16 protein-coding genes are annotated in these 18,677 nt (G+C 70.8%); 14 read left to right on the top strand and 2 right to left on the bottom strand.

Annotated elements, in window-relative coordinates; translation table 11 throughout:
- Positions 1–95: 95 nt before the first annotated feature.
- On the bottom strand, positions 96–1,295 hold the full coding sequence (locus ACIPYQ_RS29740; protein WP_401256876.1) for an IS701 family transposase: 1,200 nt from the start codon (positions 1,293–1,295) through the stop codon (positions 96–98).
- A gap of 338 nt (positions 1,296–1,633) precedes the next feature.
- Here ACIPYQ_RS29740 and ACIPYQ_RS29735 point away from each other — a divergent pair, with 338 nt between their 5' ends.
- The 11 genes from ACIPYQ_RS29735 (at position 1,634) to ACIPYQ_RS29685 (ending at position 14,642) form a co-directional block, all read left to right on the top strand.
- Complete coding sequence (locus ACIPYQ_RS29735; protein WP_401256875.1) at positions 1,634–2,230, top strand: TetR family transcriptional regulator; 597 nt, start codon at positions 1,634–1,636, stop codon at positions 2,228–2,230.
- 57 nt (positions 2,231–2,287) lie between these two features.
- Positions 2,288–3,193 (top strand): UTP--glucose-1-phosphate uridylyltransferase GalU, encoded by a 906-nt coding sequence (gene galU / locus ACIPYQ_RS29730; RefSeq protein ID WP_401256873.1) that lies wholly within the window; start codon positions 2,288–2,290, stop codon positions 3,191–3,193.
- A gap of 194 nt (positions 3,194–3,387) precedes the next feature.
- The gene (locus ACIPYQ_RS29725; protein ID WP_401256871.1) at positions 3,388–4,362 is read left to right on the top strand and encodes a ParB/RepB/Spo0J family partition protein; all 975 of its coding nucleotides are present in this window, start codon (positions 3,388–3,390) and stop codon (positions 4,360–4,362) included.
- Between the two features lie 69 nt (positions 4,363–4,431).
- The gene (locus ACIPYQ_RS29720) at positions 4,432–5,868 is read left to right on the top strand and encodes an MFS transporter (RefSeq protein WP_401256869.1); all 1,437 of its coding nucleotides are present in this window, start codon (positions 4,432–4,434) and stop codon (positions 5,866–5,868) included.
- A gap of 107 nt (positions 5,869–5,975) precedes the next feature.
- Positions 5,976–6,761: an SDR family NAD(P)-dependent oxidoreductase gene (locus ACIPYQ_RS29715; RefSeq protein WP_401256868.1), complete on the top strand. Its 786-nt coding sequence runs from the start codon at positions 5,976–5,978 to the stop codon at positions 6,759–6,761.
- Between the two features lie 8 nt (positions 6,762–6,769).
- The gene (locus tag ACIPYQ_RS29710) at positions 6,770–8,044 is read left to right on the top strand and encodes an MFS transporter (RefSeq protein WP_401256866.1); all 1,275 of its coding nucleotides are present in this window, start codon (positions 6,770–6,772) and stop codon (positions 8,042–8,044) included.
- Between the two features lie 6 nt (positions 8,045–8,050).
- Entirely contained in the window at positions 8,051–9,736 is a 1,686-nt protein-coding gene (locus tag ACIPYQ_RS29705; protein WP_401256864.1) for an FAD-dependent oxidoreductase, read from the top strand.
- Between the two features lie 288 nt (positions 9,737–10,024).
- Complete coding sequence (gene wecB, locus ACIPYQ_RS29700) at positions 10,025–11,221, top strand: non-hydrolyzing UDP-N-acetylglucosamine 2-epimerase (protein WP_401256862.1); 1,197 nt, start codon at positions 10,025–10,027, stop codon at positions 11,219–11,221.
- A 16-nt stretch (positions 11,222–11,237) separates the two neighbouring features.
- Positions 11,238–12,032, top strand: a complete 795-nt coding sequence (locus tag ACIPYQ_RS29695; RefSeq protein ID WP_401256861.1) for a hypothetical protein — start codon at positions 11,238–11,240, stop codon at positions 12,030–12,032.
- On the top strand, positions 12,029–13,276 hold the full coding sequence (locus ACIPYQ_RS29690) for an FG-GAP repeat domain-containing protein (protein ID WP_401256859.1): 1,248 nt from the start codon (positions 12,029–12,031) through the stop codon (positions 13,274–13,276). The genes ACIPYQ_RS29695 and ACIPYQ_RS29690 overlap by 4 nt, the downstream gene beginning before the upstream one ends.
- A gap of 142 nt (positions 13,277–13,418) precedes the next feature.
- Positions 13,419–14,642, top strand: a complete 1,224-nt coding sequence (locus tag ACIPYQ_RS29685) for an acyltransferase family protein (RefSeq protein WP_401256857.1) — start codon at positions 13,419–13,421, stop codon at positions 14,640–14,642.
- A 9-nt stretch (positions 14,643–14,651) separates the two neighbouring features.
- On the opposite strand, the gene ACIPYQ_RS29680 is transcribed toward ACIPYQ_RS29685, so the two are convergent.
- A complete protein-coding gene (locus ACIPYQ_RS29680) occupies positions 14,652–15,569 on the bottom strand; it encodes a helix-turn-helix domain-containing protein (RefSeq protein WP_401256855.1) in 918 nt (305 codons plus the stop codon).
- Between the two features lie 166 nt (positions 15,570–15,735).
- On the opposite strand from ACIPYQ_RS29680, the gene ACIPYQ_RS29675 reads away from it, so the two are divergent.
- The 3 genes from ACIPYQ_RS29675 to ACIPYQ_RS29665 all read left to right on the top strand — a co-directional run bounded on the left by ACIPYQ_RS29675 (position 15,736) and on the right by ACIPYQ_RS29665 (position 18,672).
- Positions 15,736–17,154: an MFS transporter gene (locus ACIPYQ_RS29675; RefSeq protein ID WP_401256853.1), complete on the top strand. Its 1,419-nt coding sequence runs from the start codon at positions 15,736–15,738 to the stop codon at positions 17,152–17,154.
- A gap of 72 nt (positions 17,155–17,226) precedes the next feature.
- Complete coding sequence (locus ACIPYQ_RS29670) at positions 17,227–18,081, top strand: alpha/beta hydrolase (protein WP_401256851.1); 855 nt, start codon at positions 17,227–17,229, stop codon at positions 18,079–18,081.
- 72 nt (positions 18,082–18,153) lie between these two features.
- Positions 18,154–18,672: a hypothetical protein gene (locus ACIPYQ_RS29665; RefSeq protein WP_362238647.1), complete on the top strand. Its 519-nt coding sequence runs from the start codon at positions 18,154–18,156 to the stop codon at positions 18,670–18,672.
- Positions 18,673–18,677: the final 5 nt, after the last annotated feature.

The following is an 18,677-nucleotide window of genomic DNA, read 5'->3' as shown; positions in this document are numbered from 1 at the left end:
GGTCCCCCCGGACGAAGTCTGGGGGAGGGTCCGGGCGGAGCCCGGTGCCCGGCGGAGCCGGGTTCCCACGGCGGGAGCCAACGGCAAGGCCCGGCTCACGCGAGCCGCGCAAACTCCCGCCGCCTCTTGTACGCATACGCGGCCGACATCAAGGTCATGTGGTGGTGCCACCCGGGAAAGGACCGGCCCTCGAAGTCGAGCAGGCCGAACTCCTCCGCCAGCGTGCCGAGCGTCGCCGTGGCCCGCGCCGACTGCCGGGCCAGGTACAGCAGGTCGTCCATCCGGTGCCGGCTCATGTTGGTGAGCCAGACCGGCCCGCCTCCCCGCTGCCCCGGTCGCCGCTCGCCGAACAGTCGGTACGTCTGGCGCGCCCCCGGTGCGCCCGGCGCCCCCGCGGCCCCCGTTTCCCCTCCCGGTACGCGGACCAGCGCCGAGTGGATGCGCAGCCGCTGCGGGCCCGCGTCGGGTCTGGTGAGCAGCGCGGTGTACGGGTGGCTGGTGTTCCCCAGGCGGGCCAGGTCGCCCGCGGTGCACGCGAGCCCGGGCGTCCGGGACGCGTCGCCGCCGTGGACCGTACCGGCGGCGCGGACGACGAGGGTCGGCGGGACGGAAACGAGGAAGTCGTGGCCCCGGCGGCCGAGCATGCCGATCACCGCGGCGGCACTGCCGAGGCGGCTGATGTCGGCGACCACGGGCACGCGCGCCGCGGAGGTGCGGGCGGCGACCCCGTCGGCGAGCTCCACCACGAGGGACTCGGGGCTCTGGTGCACGGCCTCGGGGGAGATGCGCGCCCGGCGGCGCAGGACGGGATCCGCCGTCCACGTCTCGGGAAGGACCAGACGCCAGTCGACCGGCACGCTGACGCCGTCCAGGGACAGGAACAGGCCGAAGCCGAACTGGCAGTTGACCATGCGTCCGGCGGCCGGATCGAAGCGGCGGTGCACGCCGACCGAGTGCTCACCGCGTTTGGGGAAGCACACCTGCCCGATCGTCCAGGCGCGCACCGTGTGCCGTTCCTCCGCCCAGCGCAGCAGTTCGGCGCGGGCCGGCTCCCAGTCCCAGGGGCTCGCGTTGATGAACTGCTGCAGTGACTGGGAGGCGGTGGGCGACGCGGTGACGGACGCCGCGAGCCTGCGTACGGACTTCTTGCCCGGGGTCGTGAGCAGTCCCTGCAGGTAGACCCGGGCCCAACGGCGCTGGTCGGTGCGCGGTAAGTGGCCGAAGAGGCGTTCCGTGAACTCGTCGAGGTCCGTGTCACCGGCAACCAGGGCTCGGGTCCTCGTCTGTGCCGTCATCTGTCTCCCCCTTCACTGCGGACGCCGGCGTGCGTCGTCGATGAGTTAAGAATACAGAACGTTCGTTTTTTTTCTAGCGAACGCATGGCGCCCGCGGTGCGACTTCGGCAGGTTGGTGAACGGGTCCGGCGACGCCTGCCGCGGCGCGGTCCCGGAGCGGCGGGACAGGGGTGCTTCTTCGTCAAGTCGCCGTTGTGCCGGGTCGGTACCGGGGTGACGCTGGAGGTCGCCCGTCTCCGCGGAGGAGGCGTCGGCGAGTCAGGAACGACCTGGATGGCAGTGATAGTGCAGTGGTAAAGCAAGAGCGCGCCGTGCGCACCCGTAATCATCTGATCTCAGTGGCCGCCGCTGAATTCGACCGCAATGGATATGACGGGACGTCGCTTTCCCGGCTGAGCCGCTCCGCCGACATCTCGATCGGAGCCGTCACCTTTCATTTCTCGGCGAAGGGAGAACTGGCGTCGGCCGTCGAGAACGCCGGCCGGAGCGCCACCCGCAGAGTGGTCGAGGGCGTGACGGCCCGCGGCGGCCCGGCGCTGGACACCCTCTCGGCGCTCGTCCTCGCCCTGGGGCGCCTCGTCGAGACGGACGTGGCCGTCCGCGCCGCCGCCCGGCTGACCCAGGAGCGCGCCGGCGCCGGACCCGAGTGGTGCTGCTGCTGGCTTCCCGAGGTCAGGGATCTGCTGGAGCGGGCCGCTGCCCAAGGGCAGCTGGATCCCGAGGTCGACCCCCGCCCGGTGGCCGTGCTGACGGCGCATCTGGTGGGGGGCGTCGTCGCGCGGGCGCGCCGTGGCCGGGGCGGGCGCCCGGGCGAGGGCACCGGCGAGCTCGGAGAGCTGTGGTGGCTCGTCCGGCGGAGCATCGCGGCGACTCCGGAGGAGAGGCCGGCGCCGGGGCAGCCGGAGCGGCCGGCCGAAACGGAAATGCCCAAGTAGGCATAAACTCCAGGGAATTCAGGCCGCTGCGGCGCGCTGCGGTCTAGCGTCAGCGTCATGAATTCCACACCCTCTCGCATAACCAAGGCAGTGATCCCCGCCGCAGGACTCGGTACGCGATTCCTGCCGCTGACCAAAGCCACCCCGAAGGAAATGCTTCCGGTGGTCGACAAGCCGGCCATCCAGTATGTGGTGGAAGAGGCGGTCGCGGCGGGGATGTCCGACATCCTGATGGTCACCGGACGCAACAAGCGACCGCTCGAGGACCACTTCGACCGCAACTACGAGCTGGAGGAGGCCCTCCAGCGCCGGGGTGATCAGGACAAACTCAACAGCGTCTGCGCCTCCACCGAGCTCGCCGACATCCACTACGTCCGCCAGCGCGACCCCAAGGGGCTCGGACACGCCGTACTGTGCGCCGCCCCGCACGTCGGTCAGGAGCCGTTCGCAGTGCTCCTGGCCGACGACCTGATCGACCCGCGCGACCCGCTGCTGGCCCGAATGGCCGAGGTGCGCGCCCGGCTGGGCGGCAGCGTCGTGGCCCTCATGGAGGTGGATCCGGACGCGATCCACCAGTACGGATGCGCCGCGGTGGAGCAGTCGGCGGGCGGTGGCGGCGTACGCATCACCGAGCTGGTGGAGAAGCCGGAGCCGGGAACCGCCCCCAGCAACCTCGCGATCATCGGCCGCTACCTCCTCGACCCCGAGATCTTCGAGGTCCTGCGGGGTACGACCCCCGGTCGCGGCGGCGAGATCCAGCTGACGGACGCCCTGCGCACGCTGGTCCACGCGGGGCGCCCCGTGCACGGGGTCGTCTTTTCCGGCCGGCGCTACGACACCGGGGACCGCGCCGAGTACCTGCGGGCGACGGTCCGGCTCGCCTGCGAGCGCGAGGATCTGGGTCCCGAATTCCTGTCCTGGCTCAAGGAGTTCGTACGGTCCGAGCAGCTCGCGGGGGTGTGAGCGGCCCCCGGTGGGCGACCGGGGATCTTCCGCGGTCGCCCACCCCGCCGGACCGCCGTCTTCCCAACTTGCCGAAATCTCAACGGGGTTCGGCTACGAGATTGGTTACCGAACGGTAGTTACGTAATTTCTTCCCGGGGCCGACGAACGGCGCGGCGCCCGAAGCATCGAGTGCACGAAAGGAGGTGAACTTCATGGGCAAGCCGAACACGAGGAACGAGGCGAACGTGGCGAACACCCCCGGCGCCGCGTTCGAAGTGCCGGTCGGCGCGCTGCTCGCGGCGGACTCCCCCCGCACGGTCCACGTGAACGAGAGCCACGCACAGGACCTCGCACACTCCGGCCGGGCGCTGCCGCCGCTGCTCGTGCACCGCCCGACCATGCGGATCATCGACGGGACGCACCGGTTGCGGGCCGCCGTGCTCCGCGGGCAGCGCACGGTGGGAGTGACGTACTTCGACGGCAGCGCCGAGGACGCGTTCGTGCTCTCGGTCGAGGCCAACATCAGTCACGGGCTCCCGCTGACCCACGCGGAGCGGACCGCCGCGGCGTTACGGATCCTGCGGTCCCACCCGGACTGGTCCGACCGCGGCATCGCGCAGCGGACCGGGCTGGCTGCCAAGACCATCGGGGCGCTGCGCCGCCGCGAAGGGCCGGGGCCCGCGCCGCCCGGCCGCATCGGCCAGGACGGCCGCGTACGGCCGGCCGATCCGGTCCGCGGCCGCGAGGTCGCGGCCCGGCTGCTCGCCGGCCGTCCCACGGCTTCCCTGCGGCAGATCGCACGGGAGGCGGGCATCGCGCCCTCGACCGTACGGGACGTACGCCGCCGGATCGGCGAGGGAGCGGATCCCGTGCCGGCCGTCCAACGGCGCTCGGGCAGCAGCCCGGGCCCGCCCCGGCCGCCGGACCGGGGCGGGGGGCAGCCGCTGCCCTCGCTGGTCACCGGCCTCTGCAAGGACCCGCTGCTCAGGTTGAGCGAGGCGGGGAGGCTCCTGCTGCGCATGCTCGATCTCCAGGTGAGCGGGTTGCGCCAGTGGGAGCGGATCGTCGCCGCGGTACCCCCGTACCGCGCCGAGACCGCCGCCGCCGCGGCCGCCCAGTGCGCACGCGGCTGGCAGGAGCTGTCCGAAGAACTACGGCGCCGGGCCTCGGCGCAGACCCCTGCCTGAGCCGGCTTCCCGGCCAGTACCGGCCCTCCGAGCCGAGGGCCTCCGTTGTGATGGAAAGGATGTATGGCGATGTCGGTTGTCGAGGGTGCGCGTGTGGAAGCGGGCGCGGGGGGTGGTGCTGAGGGTCCGGCCCGGTTGGACGGGCGCCTGAAGTTGGTGTTGGTGGTGCTGCTGGTGGCGCAGTTCATGCTGGCGGTTGATTTCTCGATTCTGAATGTGGCTCTGCCGGTGATCGGTGACGGGCTCGGTTTCTCGTTGTCGAATCTGCAGTGGATCGCGACGTCGTTCGCCCTGTGTGCTGCGGGGTTCACCCTGCTGTTCGGGCGGGTGGCGGACCTGTTCGGTCGGCGCCGGCTGTTCCTGGTGGGTCTGGCGGTGCTGGGTCTGTCCTCGCTGGCCGGTGGTCTGGCGAACAGTCCCGAGATGCTGCTGATCGCCCGCGTCTTCCAGGGTCTGGCGACGGCCGCGGTGACGCCGGCCGGCCTGTCGCTCCTCACCACGTCGTTCCCTGAGGGGCCGTTGCGGCAGAAGGCGCTGGGTCTGAATGGTGCGTTGATGTCGGCCGGTTTCACGACGGGCGCGATCCTGGGTGGTGTGCTCACTGATCTGCTGTCGTGGCGGTGGGCGTTCTTCATCAATGTGCCGGTGGCGCTTGCGGTGTTGTTCATTGCTCCGGCGGTGATCAAGGAGTCTCGTCCGTCGGTGCGTCCGAAGCTGGATCTGCCGGGCGCCACCGCGGTGACGCTGGGTCTGCTCGCGCTCATCTACGGGTTGACGCAGGCGGGTGAGCACGGTTGGGGTTCGGGTTCGGCGCTGGGTTGGCTGGCGGCGGGTGTGGTGTTGCTGGTCGTGTTCTATGCGATCGAGTCGAAGAGCGCGGCTCCTCTCGTGCCGGTGTCGGTGCTGAAGAAGAAGACGGTCGCGTGGGGCAACATTGCGGGTCTGATCGCGTTCCTGACGGAGACCAGCCTGGTCTTCCTGATGACGCTGTATCTGCAGGAAGTGCTGGACTTTTCGCCGCTGACGGCGGGGCTGTCGTTCGGTGTGCTGGGTATCGGCACGGTGATCGGTGGTTCGATTGCTCCGCGGGTGATCGGTGCGACGAGTACCCGCACCACGCTGATCGCCGGTGGTGTGCTGCAGGCGGTCGCGACGTTGAGTCTGATCGCGCTGGGTGAGACCTCTTCGTCGATGTGGCTGTTGCTGATCGCGACGTTCGCCGGTGGTGTCGGCAACATGCTGGTGATCGTCGGGTTCATGGTGACTGCCACCACAGGGCTGCCGGATCACGAGCAGGGTATGGCGACGGGTCTGGCGACGATGACGCAGCAGATCGGTATCACGATGGGTACGCCGATCATGTCGGCGATCGCGGCGGCGAACACGGACATTCACGCGGGCATCACCACCGCGGTGATCGTGAACACCGCGATCGTGGTCCTCGGGACCCTCACCACCGCCCTCTTCCTCCGCAACAAGGCGGCGAAGGACCTCACTTCCGCCTGAGCCCCCGCGGCTCAGGATCCCCCAGGAGGCGGCCCCGGCACTCCACCCCCGCCGTGCCGGGGCCGCCTCCCCTTTCTCCCCAAGGTCTCCTCTTCCCAAGGAACGTGATGGACCTCCGTATCGCAGACCGCGTGTACCTCGTCACCGGCGCGTCGTCCGGCATCGGCGCGGCCACCGTCCGGCTGCTGGCCGCCGAAGGCGCCACCGTCGTCGGCGTCGCCCGCAAGCCGTGGAACACCGAAGCCCTCGGTGACCGGGTCAGTACCGTCGCCGCCGACCTCACCGACCCCACCGCGGCCCGGTACGTGGCCGACACCGTGCTCGAGCGCCACGGCCGGCTCGACGGCCTCGTCAACAACGCGGGCGCGCTGGAATCCCGTACCGGCTTCCTCGACGTGACCGACGAACAGTGGAGGAGCACCTTCGAGGTCAACTTCCACTCCGCGGTCCGCATGACCCGAGCGGCCCTGCCCGCGCTCCTGGAGACGGGAGCGGGCTCCCTCGTGCACATCGCCAGCGAGGCCGCCCGTTTCCCCGACCCGGGCATCGTCGACTACGCCGCCTCCAAGACGGCGCTGCTGTCCCTCTCCAAGTCCCTCGCCGCGGAGTTCGGCGTACGCGGGGTGCGTTCCAACGTGGTCTCGCCGGGGCCCACCCGGACGGCGCTCTTCGACGCGCCCGGCGGCTTCGCCGAGCAGCTCGGGGAGCGGTTCGGCCTCCCGCCCGACGAGGCCGTCGAGCACTTCATCCGCGTGGTGCGCGCGCTGCCGAGCGGCCGCATCGGCACGCCCGACGATGTCGCGGGCGTCGTCGGGTACCTGCTGTCGCCCCTCGCCACCCAGGTCACCGGCGCCGAGTGGAGCGTCGACGGCGGCGCCCTGCGGCAGATCTGACCGGGCCGATGCGCGCTTCCCTCCTCGCCCTCGCCATCGGTGCCTTCGGCATCGGGACCACCGAGTTCGTCATCGTCGGCCTGCTCCCCGAGGTCGCCGACGACCTGTCCGTGTCCATCCCCTCCGCGGGCATGCTGGTCACCGGCTACGCCCTCGGCGTGGTGGTCGGCGCACCGCTGATGACCGCGGCCGGCGCCCGCCTGCCGCGCAAGACCATGCTCGTCGTGCTCATGGCCATCTTCATCGCCGGCAACCTGCTCTGCGCCCTCGCAGGCGACTACACCGCTCTCATGGGCGGACGGCTGATCGCCGCCCTCACGCACGGTGCCTTCTTCGGGATCGGGTCCGTCGTCGCCGCCGACCTGGTGGCACCGGACCGGCGGGCCAGCGCCATCGCCCTGATGTTCACCGGCCTCACCCTGGCCAACGTACTCGGCGTACCGCTGGGCACCTTCCTGGGCCAGGAGTTCGGCTGGCGCTCCACCTTCTGGGCGGTCACCGGCATCGGCATCGTCGGCCTGCTGGGCCTCGTCACCCTGGTGCCGGCGCAGCCGGCGCCGGAGCGCGGGGCGCTGCGCGGCGAACTCGCCGTCTTCCGCAAACCCCAGGTGTGGCTGGCGCTGACGACGACCGTGCTCGGCTTCGGCGGCGTCTTCGCCTCTTTCACCTACCTCGCGCCGATGATGACGGAACTGGCCGGCTTCTCCGACGGCGCGGTCGCCTGGCTCCTCGTCCTCTTCGGCGTCGGACTGTGCGTGGGCAACGTGCTCGGCGGCCGGGCCGCCGACCGGGCGCTGATGCCCAGCCTGTACCTCATCCTGGGCGGCCTCTCCCTGGTGCTGGTGGTCTTCACCTTCACCTCGCAGGCCGCACTGCCCGCCGCGATCACCCTGGCCGCCTTCGGGGCGATCGGCTTCGCGACGGTGCCCCCGCTGCAGGCCCGCGTGATGCAGCAGGCCGCCGGGGCCCCGGCCCTCGCCTCCGCGGCGAACATCGCGGCCTTCAACCTCGGCAACGCCCTCGGGGCCTGGCTCGGCGGTCTCGCCGTCGCCCACGGCCTCGGATGGACCGCGCCGACCTGGATCGGCGCCGGTCTCGCCGCCGCCGGCCTGGGCACCGCGGCGCTCTCCGGCCGGCTCGACCGCAGGGGCCACGGGCCGCGCCCGCTGCCGTCGGCAGAGCTCCCCGCCGCACCGCACTCCGCTCAGCACCCCTCCGCACAGCACCCCTCCGCCGGTGCCGGGTACGGCACCCACTCCATCGTCGAAGAGAAGTCGAGGTAGACGCACATGAACGGTGTCGATCGCCGGACCATGCTCACCCGCAGCGCCGCCGTCGTCGGAGGCGCGGCGGTGGCCGGCGCGCTGGCCGGCCCCGCTGCCGCCGCCACGGCCCCCGCCCGCTCCGGAGTTCCCGGCGTGGCCGCCGGAGCCGGATCCGTCGTACGGCCGGGCGACCCCCGCTACGAGATGCTGACCACCGGCAACAACCAGCGCTTCGTGGCCCGCCCGGACTACATCAAGATGGTCCGCTCCACCGCGGACGCCGAACGGGCGCTGAGAGACGCCGCCCGCGCGGGCAAGCGGGTCTCGGTGCGCAGCGGCGGCCACTGCTTCGCCGACTTCGCCGCGCACCCCGACACCGAGGTCATCATCGACTTCTCGGAGATGACGCACGTCGGGTACGACCCGAAGTTCCGGGCGTTCGTCGTCGAGGCCGGCGCCCGTCTGATCAACGTGTACGAGGCCCTCTACAAGGGCTGGGGTGTCACCATCCCCGGCGGCATCTGCTACAGCGTCGGAGCCGGCGGCCACATAGCGGGCGGGGGCTACGGACTGCTCTCGCGGGCCCACGGCCTGGTCGTCGACCACCTCTACGCCGTCGAGGTCGTGGTGACGGACGGGAAGGGCGGCGTCCGCACGGTCGTGGCGACCCGGGAGAAGAACGATCCGCACCGCGAGCTGTGGTGGGCGCACACCGGCGGGGGCGGCGGCAACTTCGGCCTCGTGACCCGCTACTGGTTCCGCTCCCCGGGCGCCAAGGGATCCGAACCCTCCGAACAGCTCATCTCCCCGCCGTCGACGGTCCTGGTGAGCGCCGTCGACTTCCCCTGGGAGCAGCTGACGGAGGCGAAGTTCACCCGGCTGCTCAAGAACTTCGGCGCCTGGCACGCCGCGAACAGCGCCCCCGATTCCCCGTACCGGCACCTGTCCAGCCTGTTCAACGTCAGCTCCAAGGCGCACGGCAGCGTGGGCATGTTCACCCAGGTCGACGCGACGGTGCCGCACGCGAGAAAGCTGCTCGACGACTACCTGGCGGCGATCACGGCCGGCACCGGGGTCACCCCGAAGGCACTCACCCGGGCCACCGGCGAACTGCCCGCCATGCCGCAGTTCGCGGAGCCCAGAACCCTGCCCTGGCTCCAGGCGACCCGACTGGTCGGCACCAACAACCCGACCATCACCAATCCCACCTCACGCGGCGCGCACAAGTCCGCGTACATGCGCAAGAACTTCACGGACCATCAGATCACGCAGCTCTACCGGTACATGAGCCGGCCGGACTTCAAGAATCCGGACACCATGCTGGTCCTGTTCTCCTTCGGCGGCCAGGTCAATGCCGCGGCGCCCGACGCCACGGCCAACGCGCAGCGGTCGTCCATCTTCAAGATGTGCTTCCAGACCTTCTGGCAGGAGGAGAGCGAGGACGAGTTCTACCTGGGCTGGCTGCGCGGCCTGTACGAGGACTTCTTCTCGGCGACCGGAGGCGTGCCACTGATCGACGACAGCACCGACGGCTGCTACATCAACTACCCCGACCGCGACGTGACCGATCCGCGCCGCAACCGGTCCGGCGTGCCGTGGCAGACGCTCTACTACAAGGACAACTACCCGCGTCTGCAGCAGGTGAAGAGGCGGTACGACCCGTCCGACTTCTTCCGCCACTCCATGTCCATCAAGCCCGCCCGAGGCTGACGCTCCTCGCGTTCCCGCTGGTCAGAAGCCCCGTACTCCGGTCTCCGGAGTGCGGGGCTTCTGTCGTTCCCGCTCAATCGTTCGAGTGGACGCGAGCGTTCGTTGACTCCCCGGCCGGCTCCGGGAAAGCTGACTCCTGGCCGGAAGAGGGCAGCCGAAAAGCCCCTCGCAGCGAGATCCGATCCCCTGGCCACCACCCGTCGAACAGGTCTGCGGCACCGCCGTGCCGCGCCCTTCTGCGTCATGCCCCGGCTCGATTCCCAACGCGTCAGAAAGAAAGAGGAAGCCATGCGTTCCGTCGCCGTAGTCCTCGGCACCCGGCCGGAAGCCATCAAGTTCGCGCCCGTCATCCGCGCCCTCCAGGACGACCCGCGCTTCGAGCCCGTCGTGATCTCCACCGGGCAGCACCGCCAGATGCTGGACGAGACCCTCGACGCCTTCGGCCTCACCGCCGACGTCGACCTGAAAGTGATGGCCCCCAAGCAGACCCTCTCCCAGGTCACCTACCGGTCCCTGCGCGGCCTGGACGACTACTTCGCCACCGCCCCCGCCGACGCCGTCCTGGTCCACGGCGACACCGCCACCACCCTCACCGGGGCCCTGGCCGGATTCCACCAGCGGATCCCCGTCGTCCACGTCGAGGCCGGACTGCGCAGCGGCGTGCTCGGCTCGCCCTTCCCCGAGGAGGGCAACAGACGGCTCGTCGCCCAGGTCGCCGCCCTGCACCTGGCCCCCACCCCCGGAAACCTGGCGAACCTGGTGCGCGAGGGCATCGACGCCGGCACGGTCACCGTCACCGGCAACACCGTCATCGACGCCCTGCGCTGGGCCTGCGGCCGGGCCGACAGCTACGGCGACCCGGCCCTGGCCGACCTCGACGCCGACCCGAGCCGGATCGTCCTGGCCTCCGCGCACCGCCGCGAGGCCTGGCCGCACCTGCCGCAGATCGGGCAGGCCCTGGCCCGCATCGCCGACGAGCCCGGCGTGCGCGTCGTCGTCCCGCTGCACCGCAACCCCGTGGTCCGCGAGGCGCTCCTCCCGCACATCGGCGGCCACCCGCACATCACCGTCGTCGACCCGCTGCCCTACCTCAGCTTCTGCAAGCTCATGGCCCGCGCCGACCTCATCGTCTCGGACAGCAGCGGCAGCCAGGAGGAGGGCCCCGCGCTCGGCAAGCCCACCCTGGTCCTCGGCGACGTCACCGAACGGTCCGAGGCCATCGTCGCCGGCACCGCCCGCCTCGTCGGAACGGCCACCGAGGGCATCGTCGCCCGCACCCTGGAGCTCCTGCGCGACCGGGCCGCGTACGAGCGGATGGCCAACGCCGCCAACCCGTACGGCGACGGACGGGCCACCGCCCGCACGGTCGCCGCGCTCGCCCACTTCTTCGGCCTGGGGCCGGCCCCCGAGCCCTTCGTCCCCGACAGCGCCGCCGACGAGCTCAGCGTCGAGCTCGCCCGCACGGCCGCCTTCGCCCGCACCTGACCGAGAGGAAGCCCGCATGACCGCCACCTCGTCCGCCATCGAACGCCCGCTGAACTTCAGCACCCCGTACCTGAGGGCCGACCTCGTGCGCGACGCCGTGGACTACACCGTCGAAGGCCGCACCATCGTGGTCAACCCCGGTGTGACCCCCGTGACCATCGCCGAGGAGTTCCGCAAGACCATCCCCCCGCTGTCCTCGACGGTCCTCGCCGACACCCGCATCGAGCGGGCCGAGGCACTGCTCCTGCTGCGCCCCGCCGCGGACGACGCCGACATCAGCGGCATCGTCGAACAGCCCGGCTGGTCGCACCTGGCCGATCTGCTCGCCCCCGGGGAGTTCTCCCACGAGACCCCGCTGTACCGCAGCCCGCAGGACGACATCAACACCGTCCTGTTCGACCCGGCCCACGTACTGGGCGAACGCGAGACCGTACTGGACCAGCGGGAGTTCAACGTCCGCGCCAACCTGTGGTTCGCCCCCGCCGGCACCGACTGCTTCATCCACAACCAGCACGACTTCATCGAGGTGCACACCCAGGTCCACGGCCTGGGCCGGATGCAGCGGTTCCGCAGCGAGGACCAGGCTTCCCTCTACCAGGACGTCCTGATGAGCCCGGGCTACACCACCCCGGACCCCTTCTGCGCCACCGGCCCCCAGTGCACGTACCACTACCCCCGCCACCAGTACCGGGCCGACACCGACTGCATCTGGCTCGCCATCGAATACCACCCGGTACCCCGCGCCCTGCGCACCCTCCCCTTCCCCCCGTCCTCGTCTCCGCTCGCGACCACCCTGGAGAACCAGTCATGACCGCCACCGGCAAGAACCCCGAGACCGTCCTGCGCGCCCCGAAGTTCACCGCCGAGGTGGTCGCCGACCAGCTCCGCGACGGCTACTGGCTGGAGGCGCCCGACATCGACGGCGACGGCAAGCCCGACCTGTTCGGCTACGGGCTGCGCCTCGGCGAGATCTACTGGTACGCCAACGACGGCGACTGGACCCGCCGGCTCATAGCCGACCGGATCAAGATGCCCGTGGGCGCCGACTTCGCCGACGTCAGCGGCAACGGCCACCCCGACGTCATCGTCTGCTACGACCTCTACGGCCCGATCGGCACGATCCACGACGCCAACACCGAGGGCGGCAAGATCGACTGGCTGGAGAACCCGGGCACCCCGGACAAGGACGAGTCCCGCTGGAAGCGCCACTACGTCGGCCGCGCCACCGGCATGCACCGCCTGCGCGCCGGCCACTTCACCCGCACCGACCGGCTCCAGATCATCGGCCTGCCGATCGTCGCCAAGGAAGACGTCCACGCCGTCCTGCCGGTGGTGCTGTTCACCCAGCCCGACGACGTGCACACGGCCGAGGAGTGGCCGATGACCGTCATCGACGACAGCCACTTCCGCATGATCCACGGCGCCGAGAAGAAGCAGGGCCTGATCCCCGGCTCCGACCTCGAATCGCTCCTCCTGGCCTCCGACGAGGGCGTCACCTGGCTCTGGTTCGACGAGAACCGCCAGGAGTGGAACCGCGAGCTCATCGGCACGGGCGAGCTCACCCAGTTCGAGCAGACCGGCTTCCGCGGCAGCGGCGACCTCAACGCGGGCCGCCTCGGCGACGACCCGATGGCCTACGTCGCCGCCATCGAGCCCTTCCACGGCAACACCGTCGCCGTCTACACCAAGGCCGCGGACGGCGAGGGCTGGAACCGCGTCCTGCTGGACGTGTACGGAGATCCCAACGAGAACGGCGAGGGCCCCGGCCACCAGATCGTCTGCGCCGACTTCGACGGCGACGGGAACGAGGAGTTCCTCGTCGCGCTGCGCGGCCCGTGGCCGTGGCAGGGCGTCATGTACTACAAGGCGATCGACGCGGCCAACGGCGTCTGGGCCAAGTGGCGCGTCTCCGAGGAGTCCGTCGCCCGCATCGCCACCGCCGACTTCAACGGGGACGGCCGCCTGGACTTCGCCACCATCGCCTACTCCGTCCAGAACTACTACGTGGCCAAGGACGCCAAGCTCATGGTCTACCGCAACCAGACCGAGCAGTAGGCCCTTTCCGCCCCTTCCACCCCTTCCGCCTCTCCCGGCAGTCCCGTACGCCCCTTCGCGCCGCCGGGACCGGGCACCGCACGGCGGAGCCCGGTCCCGGCCGCCGTCCCCGACGAACCCCACTCCCGAAAGAGCGATTCCTGTGGCCTCCACGACGTCCCCCGACGCCGCGAAGCGGGCGAAGCTGCCCTCACTGACCGGCCTGCGGTTCTTCGCCGCACTCTCCGTCTTCTTCTTCCACTCGTCCCTGACCGACTCCCCGATCCCACCGAACGCGCCCATCAACCCCTTCGCGGACGCCTCGATCGCCGACGGGTTCTCCACCGCCTTCGGCAAGGCGGGCTACCTGGGAGTCTCCTTCTTCTTCGTCCTCTCGGGCTTCGTCCTCGCCTGGGCCGCCAAGCCCGGCGAGCGCGTCACCGCCTTCCTCCGCCGCCGACTGCTGAAGATCTTCCCCAACCACGTCGTCGTCTTCGCCGCCGCGATGCTCCTCTTCGCCGGCTCCGCCGTCACCGGCGTCGCCGACTGGCTCCCCAACCTCCTCCTCATCCACACCTGGTGGCCGCAGCCCACCGTCAACCTCAGCGTCAACCCGCCCAGCTGGTCCCTCGGCAGCGAACTGCTCTTCTACATGCTCTTCCCGGCCCTCATCGGCCCGATCCGCAAGCTCCGCGGCCGGACCGCCCTGTGGGGATGGAGCGCAGCGATGATCGCCGGGATGGTCGCCATCCAGCTCATCGCCACGTACTTCGTCCCCGACACCCCGAAGTCCACCATCACGCCCATCTCCGGCCTGCAGTTCTGGTTCGGCTACCTGCTGCCGGCCGGCCGCCTCTTCGAGTTCGTCCTCGGCATCCTGCTCGCCCGCATCGTCCTCGCGGGACTGTGGCCGCGCCGCGTCGGCTTCGGCGTCTCCGCCGTGCTCACCGTCCTCGGCTACGCCGCGGCCCTCGTCGCCCCGTTCCAGTACGGGTTCGTCGTCGCCACGATTATCCCCGTCGCCGCGCTCATCGGAGCCACCGCACAGGCCGACGTCGACGGCCGGGCCACCTTCCTGCGCAGCCGGCCCATGGTCTGGCTGGGCGAGGTGTCCTTCGGGTTCTACCTGGTCCAGGGCGTCACGATCTTCTACCTGCGCTCGCTGCTGGGCGAGCACACCTACAGCGTCCCGGTGGCCCTGCTGGTGATCGCCGGCTTCTTCGCCGCGTCGCTGCTCGGCGGCTGGCTCCTCTTCCGCTACGTCGAGATGCCCGCCATGCGCCGCTTCGGCCGCGCCAGGCCCCGTACGCCGTCCGTCCCGGCCCCGGCCCCGGTCCGCGAGCCCGCCGGTGACCGGACCCCGGTCACCGCGGCCGCCCGGGACTGACCCGCCGCCCTACCGCTCCCCGCCCGTGTCGGCATCCGCCGACGCGGGCTTCGGCGTTCCCCGGCCCGGGGCGGTGGAACCCGCCGTCAGGCTCGACAGCATGCGCAGGGCCGCGTCGGACGGGGAGGACTCGGGGGCGCTGTAGAGCAGCATCCGGTGGTTGGTGCCGTCGGTGAGGTGCAGGTTCTCGAAGTCGAGGGTCAGCGGGCCCACGACCGGGTGGTGCAGGGTCTTCGTGCCGACGGTGCAGTCCCGTACGGGGTGCTTGGACCACAGCGAGGCGAAGTCGGGGCTCTGCAGCATCAGCGACCCGATGAGCTCGGCGAGCGCGCGGTCCTCGGGATTGCGCCCGGCGACCAGGCGCAGCGCCGCCAGGGCGACCCGGGCCTCGCTCTTCCAGTCGGTGTAGAGCTCGCGGGTGTGCGGGTCGAGGAAGAGCATCCGCGTGAGGTTGGGGCGTACCGCCGGATCCTCGGGGCTCGCGAAGTCGAGGTGCCCGGCGAGCAGGGCATGGCCCAGCGGATTCCAGGCGAGCACGTTGTTGCGGCCGTCCAGGACGACGGCGGGCACCTGCGGCATCGCGCCGATCAGCCGGCGCGTGGTGTCCCTGGCGTACTCGGGCCGGGGCGACTGGGCCCGCTTGGCACGCGGTGGCCGGGCGAGGTTGAGCAGGTGCGCGTGCTCGTCCGGAGACAGGCGCAGGGCGCGGGCCAGGGCGTCGAGAACGCTGTCCGAGGCGTTCGTGCTCTGCCCCTGCTCCAGGTGCGTGTAGTACGTGATGCTCACGCCGGCCAGCAGGGCGAGCTCCTCGCGCCGCAGTCCCGGTACGCGCCGGCGGGTGCCGTGCGAGGGGAGACCGACGTCCTCGGGCTGGAGCTGGGCGCGGCGGGTGCGGAGGAATTCGCCCAGGGCTGTGGGTGTGTCCATGCGTTCCAGTGTGCCGGGGGAGGGCGCAGAACGCTGCCCGTGAAGGTGGCCCTGGCAGTGCTAGCTTGCCCGGCGCCAGCACAACCAGGGGGCTGGGTAACCCTCTCCGACCGGTCCAGAGTCGATGACGCAACAGCTCGTTGCGTGATCGAGAGGAAGTGTCGCGATGTCGGTTGTCGAGGGTGCGCGGGTCGATACGGGGACGGGGGAGGCGCCGGTCCGGTTGGACGGGCGCCTGAAGTTGGTGTTGGTGGTGCTGCTGGTGGCGCAGTTCATGCTGGCGGTTGATTTCTCGATTCTGAATGTGGCTCTGCCGGTGATCGGTGACGGGCTCGGTTTCTCGTTGTCGAATCTGCAGTGGATCGCGACGTCGTTCGCCCTGTGTGCTGCGGGGTTCACGTTGTTGTTCGGGCGGGTGGCGGACCTGTTCGGTCGGCGCCGGCTGTTCCTGGTGGGTTTGGCGGTGCTGGGTCTCTCGTCGCTGGCGGGTGGTCTGGCGAACAGTCCCGAGATGCTGCTGATCGCCCGCGTCTTTCAGGGTCTGGCGACGGCCGCGGTGACGCCGGCGGGCCTGTCCCTGCTGACGACGTCGTTTCCTGAGGGGCCGTTGCGGCAGAAGGCGCTGGGGTTGAACGGTGCGTTGATGTCGGCCGGTTTCACGACGGGCGCGATTCTGGGCGGTGTGCTCACTGATCTGCTGTCGTGGCGGTGGGCGTTCTTCATCAACGTCCCCGTGGCGCTCGCGGTGTTGTTCATCGCTCCGGCGGTGATCAAGGAGTCTCGTCCGTCGGTGCGTCCGAAGCTGGATCTTCCGGGTGCCACCGCGGTGACGTTGGGTCTGCTGGCGCTCATCTACGGGTTGACGCAGGCGGGTGAGCACGGTTGGGGTTCGGGTTCGGCGCTGGGTTGGCTGGCGGCGGGTGTGGTGTTGCTGGTCGTGTTCTATGCGATCGAGTCGAAGAGCGCGGCTCCTCTCGTGCCGGTGTCGGTGCTGAAGAAGAAGACGGTCGCGTGGGGCAACATTGCGGGTCTGATCGCGTTCCTGACGGAGACCAGCCTGGTCTTCCTGATGACGCTGTATCTGCAGGAGGTGCTGGACTTTTCGCCGCTGACGGCGGGGCTGTCGTTCGGTGTGCTGGGTATCGGGACGGTGATCGGTGGTTCGATTGCTCCGCGGGTGATCGGTGCGACGAGTACCCGCACGACGCTGATCGCCGGTGGTGTGCTGCAGGCGGTGGCGACGTTGAGTCTGATCGCGCTGGGTGAGACGTCTTCGTCGATGTGGCTGTTGCTGATCGCGACGTTCGCCGGTGGTGTCGGCAACATGCTGGTGATCGTCGGGTTCATGGTGACTGCCACCACAGGGCTGCCGGATCACGAGCAGGGTATGGCGACGGGTCTGGCGACGATGACGCAGCAGATCGGTATCACGATGGGTACGCCGATCATGTCGGCGATCGCGGCGGCGAACACGGACATTCACGCGGGCATCACCACCGCGGTGATCGTGAACACCGCGATCGTGGTCCTCGGGACCCTCACCACCGCCCTCTTCCTCCGCAACAAGCAGCAGCCCGGCAACTAAGGCAACTCCGCCTTGTGACAGCACTGCCGTGCCAGCGAACGTTGGCCTCAGGCACGGAGGGAAGGAACCCCGATGGCAACACCCACCCACGCGGCCGCCGGAAACAGCCGTGTTGCGGTCCGCTGGGAGCAGGCCCAGATCCCCTCCCCGTCCGGCCCGGTCCCCGCCCGGGTCTACCGGCCGGGGGCATCAGCCCCGCAGGGCTGGCTGGTGTGGGCCCACGGCGGCAGCTGGCGCGCCGGATCCGCCCAGGACTGGCACGGCGCGACCGTCGAACTCGCCCGGTCCTCCGGCTTCGCCGTCGTGAGCGTCGACTACCGGCTGGCCCCCGACGTACGTCACCCGGCCATGGTCGAGGACGTCCTCTCGGCGCTCGACTGGGTCCGGGAGCGGGCCGGGGGAACCGCGCCCGTCGCCGTCGGCGGGGACAGCGCGGGAGCCACCCTGGCCGCCTGCGCGGCGCTCGCCTGCCGCGACCGCTCCCTTCCCCTGGCCGCCCAGGTCCTCGCCTATCCGCCGCTGGACCCCGGCTGCGCCGCCGCCTCCTACCACCGCTTCCCCGACATGTTCCCCACGGCCTCGTACCTGATCGCGGCCTGGCAGGACTACCGGCAGCCGGGTCGGCCCGTGGCCGCGGACGGCACACGGCTCTACAGCACCCCCTTCGAAGCCTCCGACCTGCGCGGAGTCGCACCGGCCGTCATGGCCACCGGCGACCTCGACCCCGTCGGTGACGACGTACACCGCTACGGACGCCTGCTGCGGGCGGCCGGAGTGGAGGTGGCCCTGCGGGAGTTCCGGCAGACCGGCCACGGGGCGTTCCTGCTGCCCGGCCTTGCCACGGGCGGGCACACGACGGTGTCCCTGCGCGGCTGGCTGGGAACGGCCCTGTACTCGCTCGTCTCACCGGACCCCGCGGGCGCCTGAGGCCGCCCGGCCCGCGCCCCCTTTCCTTCCTCTTCCCCCTCCTATCCCGCCCTTCACCCCCAAGGAGTCGACATGACCTCCGACGTCCCCAACCTCGCTGCCCTGCTGAGGCACTTCGCCGACCTGCGTGACGGGATCCACGGCGGCGCCGTGAGCCGCCCGGACAAGGAGGAGCACTTCCGCACCGCCGCCCGACTCCTGGACCCGTACGCCCGCCAGGCGCTCGGCGAGCTCAATGACGAACTGCTCCTCGGGCAGGGCGTGGTGGACGCCGGCGGGGTGCAACGAGCCGACGACGGAAGCCTCTTCCACGCCTGGACCCTGTGGTGGGACGAGCAGTCGGCCGCCGACATCCCGCCCGTGACCCTCTACGCGCACTACGGCGCCTCCTTCCACCACCCGCACCTGCGCGGGGCGACGGTCTCCGAGTGGCCGCTGAACGTCTTCGACGACGCGCAGGCCGCCGCCGAACTGCCCACGCTGCGCGCCATCGCCGCCGCCGACCTCCACAACCTCGTCTTCGAACGGGACTTCAGGATCGTGCCCGCGACCATGGCCGGGGCCACCGGTGTCCCCGCCCACCAGCACTGAAAGGC

Source organism: Streptomyces sp. NPDC090045 (assembly GCF_044747975.1).
Taxonomy (GTDB): Bacteria; Actinomycetota; Actinomycetes; order Streptomycetales; family Streptomycetaceae; genus Streptomyces.
This window is presented reverse-complemented; position numbering and strand designations above follow the sequence as displayed.

Excerpts from the sequence above, each read along its gene's own strand:
- ACIPYQ_RS29725 (WP_401256871.1), top strand. The coding sequence starts at position 3,388 with ATGGGCAAGCCGAACACGAGGAACGAGGCGAACGTGGCGAACACCCCC.
- galU (WP_401256873.1), top strand. The coding sequence starts at position 2,288 with ATGAATTCCACACCCTCTCGCATAACCAAGGCAGTGATCCCCGCCGCA.
- ACIPYQ_RS29710 (WP_401256866.1), top strand. The coding sequence starts at position 6,770 with ATGCGCGCTTCCCTCCTCGCCCTCGCCATCGGTGCCTTCGGCATCGGG.
- ACIPYQ_RS29740 (WP_401256876.1), bottom strand. The coding sequence starts at position 1,295 with ATGACGGCACAGACGAGGACCCGAGCCCTGGTTGCCGGTGACACGGAC.
- ACIPYQ_RS29665 (WP_362238647.1), top strand. The coding sequence starts at position 18,154 with ATGACCTCCGACGTCCCCAACCTCGCTGCCCTGCTGAGGCACTTCGCC.
- ACIPYQ_RS29680 (WP_401256855.1), bottom strand. The coding sequence starts at position 15,569 with ATGGACACACCCACAGCCCTGGGCGAATTCCTCCGCACCCGCCGCGCC.
- ACIPYQ_RS29675 (WP_401256853.1), top strand. The coding sequence starts at position 15,736 with ATGTCGGTTGTCGAGGGTGCGCGGGTCGATACGGGGACGGGGGAGGCG.
- ACIPYQ_RS29695 (WP_401256861.1), top strand. The coding sequence starts at position 11,238 with ATGACCGCCACCTCGTCCGCCATCGAACGCCCGCTGAACTTCAGCACC.
- ACIPYQ_RS29715 (WP_401256868.1), top strand. The coding sequence starts at position 5,976 with ATGGACCTCCGTATCGCAGACCGCGTGTACCTCGTCACCGGCGCGTCG.
- ACIPYQ_RS29690 (WP_401256859.1), top strand. The coding sequence starts at position 12,029 with ATGACCGCCACCGGCAAGAACCCCGAGACCGTCCTGCGCGCCCCGAAG.
- ACIPYQ_RS29705 (WP_401256864.1), top strand. The coding sequence starts at position 8,051 with ATGAACGGTGTCGATCGCCGGACCATGCTCACCCGCAGCGCCGCCGTC.
- wecB (WP_401256862.1), top strand. The coding sequence starts at position 10,025 with ATGCGTTCCGTCGCCGTAGTCCTCGGCACCCGGCCGGAAGCCATCAAG.
- ACIPYQ_RS29670 (WP_401256851.1), top strand. The coding sequence starts at position 17,227 with ATGGCAACACCCACCCACGCGGCCGCCGGAAACAGCCGTGTTGCGGTC.
- ACIPYQ_RS29720 (WP_401256869.1), top strand. The coding sequence starts at position 4,432 with ATGTCGGTTGTCGAGGGTGCGCGTGTGGAAGCGGGCGCGGGGGGTGGT.